Below are 3,807 nucleotides of genomic sequence, written 5' to 3'. Positions count from 1 at the left end.
AAAATCGAATCATCATTGAATTTACTACAAATTGGGGTGGGATAGGCTGCCGTTGGCAGCCTATCCCACCCCCCTAACAATGATTATCATTCTTAGTAACTGTATATTTTATTTTCTGGAAGTCCCTTAGCGTTGGCGAGGCTGCTATTTCTGCTCCATAAGACGATACCAACTTAACATCAATCAATATTGACATATTTTTTGTTGTTCATCTGTCCGGTTCCGCACATTGAGCGTATAAGCGCAATGCTTTTATCAAAGCCCAATATATCTAGTTGCAAGCTAAAACATTGGGTTCGTTCGCGGAGCATCTCGTAAAGCCTGCGGCATAGCTTCTCTACGAGACGCTACCGCGAATGCTTAGGGCGCAGCCTCTCGTAGAGAAGAGCGGATGTTTCTCGTACCTTCCTTTTGTTGAGTGATTTGTTTTACTTCATCAATCGCTTCAATCAATTCTCCCAAAACATGAAAAGCACCTCCAATGTAGAGATAATTCTAGGACTAGCCCTTTTAGCCCTGTCAAGGTGACAAATAGCCGGATAATAATGCCATGCCATCGCAAAGGAAAAAGTAGCGGAGGATATGGTGAATGCTGGGTGCAATATTTGAGCGTTTTGTCAAAGAGAGTCCAATAAGTGTAATGGTTCGAGGGCTTATGGAAAGAGTATTCGCGCCAGAAACAATCAATCAAATATTTGAGGAAAACGCTTCATCCCAGTACACCCGAGAACTACTTTTTTCTAGGATTGTGGAACTAATGAGTTTAGTAGTATGCGGGATTGATCCATCGAGTACGCTAGCCTATGGCGTAAAAGCCGAAGAAATGAGTGTTAGCCGCACGGCTGTTTACGACAAATTAAATGGAGTCGAAACTACAGTTAGTTCGGCGAACTTAAGAGAAACAGCCATCCCACTGTCAAGTTTGATAGAGTTTGTTGGTGGTAAATCACCACAAATATTAAGTGGGTACAAAATCAGAATCCTTGATGGGAACTGTCTGGAAAAAACCGACTATCGTCTCTAAATACTGCGAACAATCGCCGCCGGAGCGCTACCAGGAAAGTCATTGGTAGTTCTTGAGCCGGGTTTTGGCGACTCCAAAAAAGTCACCTTGACAGGGCTAGGGTGAATACTAAACCCAATAGCACCCCTGACTTTTGACTCTCAGTAGTAAAACTCTTACAAAAGAGAAACTGGTGTTAGAGTTTTTCGCCAGCGTTTCACTGCTGTTTGTAATTCCCCCGACAACCAGCTGTCAAATTGTGGATAAAGTGGCGATCGCGCCACCAATTCCCACCCAGCAGGTTGTAAAATTTCTCTTAATGCTTGTTCTTGAACATGAGGATAATCGGGATTCACTTCATCTTTTGGGCCAATTCCACCTAAATCTCGCGCACCAGCTTCGATACAAGCGAGTAACCAGCAGTTATCTTTAACTAAATTGGGCGGAATTTGAATAGTAATATCTGGCGGTAAAATCTCCCGCGCTTTTGCAATTACTTCTGGTAATTCATGGGGATCAAAAGGTGGTGCATCAAAAGTTTGTTGATGTCCAGGACTATGAGGTTGCAGAATGACTTCTTGAATGTGATGGTAACGTTGATGCAAGTTAGAAATAGCTTCCAAAGTTTCCCACCAATCATTTACAGTTTCTCCAATTCCCAACAGTAACCCAGTTGTAAAGGGAATCTGCAACTCTCCCGCCCATTGTAATTGTTGTAAACGAACTTCTGGTAATTTACTTGGTGCGTGCCGATGTACAGTATTTAACAATGTTGGTGTTAACTGTTCCAACATCAGCCCCATTGAAACATTCACACGTTTCAGCTTTTGCATTTCCTCAAAACTCAGGGGCCCTGCATTGCTATGCGGTAAAAACCCCATTGAAAGTGCTAATTCACACAAATCATAAATCCGCCCAAACCACGCCTGACGCCTTGGCGAATGAGGATGCACTTCACCGCTAAGGATAAGGATTTCACAGACTTTTTCGCTTTGAAGCGATTTTAAAATACTTTCTGCATCTGAAATACTTATCCAGGGACTTTTACCCGGTTCACTACGAAAGTTACAGTAACTACAGCGATTAAAGCACTCGTAAGTAGGAACGATTGTATAAGCAGGGCTGTAGGTAACAAGACGAGAATTATTAATTGGCATAAGCAGGATAATCTATTAGTTAAAATAATGTCTTGTTCAAACTATATAGATTACAGGGTAACTCTTGCTGCCATTAGATTTAGATAAACAATAACTATTTTGCTTTGTAAATTTCTGGTAACTCCCACCAACAAACATTGGGATATTCGTGATGTTCTTCGTGGTAGCCGAAATGATAGCATGTGATAAATGACCACCAAATAGGACGGCTAATTGTTTGGGCACAATGAGGCTGTACATAACCTCCCATTGGTTCTTTATGGGGTAAAAAAGTCCCGAAATAGAATAGTTGTAATGAACTTAAAAGCGAGGGTAGCACCCAAAAATAAGTTAGATTATCAGTTGGTATATGGAGTATGTATTTAGCAAAGTTATAAATAATAATCAACGCAATTATTTGTCCCCAACTCCAGTAACCTTTCATAAAATGAAAATACCAAGCAAAGAAATTTTGGTGTTTACCATTATGAAAATCCGGGTCTATTTTACTTGCGGGATTGTGGTGGTGCAACCAATGTTTTTTCAGGAGTTTTTGATATGGTAAAAGACCATAAAAAGATAAAGTCAATGTTCCAATCAAATGATTAATTTTGGGATTCTGGGGAAATACTACGCCATGCATGGCATCATGAGATGTAATAAATAACCCCGTATATAAAAATGTCTGCCATAGTATAACAGGCAATAACATCCAAAATTTCAGCTTGGAGATATCAAGTGAAAGTAATATACTCAGGCTAATAACCCACGCGCTAACAATGACAATAGCAATGAAAAGCCCTTTAAACTGAGATTTACTTTTCACTACTGGAGTCCGTTTTGTTTGATGACTGGGTGGTTGTTCTAACTGGATCACGCTTTTACTCCGCCTAGCATTCAGGTGAAAATTTCAAAAATAAAATATAGTCATGAGAAAAACAACTAACTGGGAAATTCTGTTAGTGGTCAATTTTTTACACTGGACAATGCTAATGCTCAAAAATATGTATAAATATTAAGATACTTTAACTAGTATTACACAAGCAACTGGTATTCTAAAAACTGTTTTCGGTTAGAGGGTTGGGTAATATAAGCAATGACACTGAAAGATTTAGTATTTAGTATAACCAGTGCCTTGATTTTGATAGTTTTTGAGGAGTTATCCCAAGATCACCAGCATTACGGTCTTTGCCATTATATGCAGTTTCAGTTTTATCACTAGGATAAAGTGCCATTGTTAAATTACCTTAAGAAGCTAAGTACTTTGTTCATATTACTTAACTTACCCATTTGGTGCTATCTGTCTCTAGTTTTAAAGCGGAAGCAACTCTAAAGAATGAGATTTTAAGGAGGTTTATCAAATAATTATCTAACAAAAGTTCAATAATAGCTTTTACTAGGCTATAGAGCAGAGGTATTTTTACCAAATAACCGTTATTCATTTTAGGTTGATTTGCTTGTAGTAAGCCGCTCTAGCCCTGCTTTTATGTAGCTTAAAGGCTCATTAGCTTATCACTAAAAAAATATTGGATATGATAAAAAATCCTTGCGGGGGGACAAAATGGTTTAGAATGCTTATATTGCAAAGAGTGTAGCAATTTGTGGTAAAAGAAAAAGAGCATTCATTCGCAACAAGCTCTATTTAATGATAATGTTACCAGAATTCTA

3 protein-coding genes are annotated in these 3,807 nt (G+C 38.8%); 1 reads left to right on the top strand and 2 read right to left on the bottom strand.

Features of this window, described 5'->3' with window-relative positions:
* The first annotated feature begins 589 nt into the window (after positions 1-589).
* On the top strand, positions 590-1,024 hold the full coding sequence (locus tag LC608_RS36430) for a hypothetical protein (RefSeq protein ID WP_229558151.1): 435 nt from the start codon (positions 590-592) through the stop codon (positions 1,022-1,024).
* Positions 1,025-1,179: 155 nt separating this feature from the next.
* Here the strand turns inward: LC608_RS36430 and cofG are convergent, their stop codons facing one another.
* Positions 1,180-2,160: a 7,8-didemethyl-8-hydroxy-5-deazariboflavin synthase subunit CofG gene (gene cofG, locus LC608_RS36425; protein ID WP_229558150.1), complete on the bottom strand. Its 981-nt coding sequence runs from the start codon at positions 2,158-2,160 to the stop codon at positions 1,180-1,182.
* Between the two features lie 94 nt (positions 2,161-2,254).
* The gene (gene crtW, locus LC608_RS36420) at positions 2,255-3,016 is read right to left on the bottom strand and encodes a beta-carotene ketolase CrtW (RefSeq protein ID WP_229558149.1); all 762 of its coding nucleotides are present in this window, start codon (positions 3,014-3,016) and stop codon (positions 2,255-2,257) included.
* Positions 3,017-3,807 lie beyond the last annotated feature (791 nt).

It is taken from the genome of Nostoc sp. XA010 (genome assembly GCF_020829625.1).
GTDB lineage: Bacteria > Cyanobacteriota > Cyanobacteriia > Cyanobacteriales > Nostocaceae > Nostoc.
The sequence above is the reverse complement of the archived record's forward strand: the minus strand, read 5'-3'. Positions and strand labels throughout refer to the sequence as shown.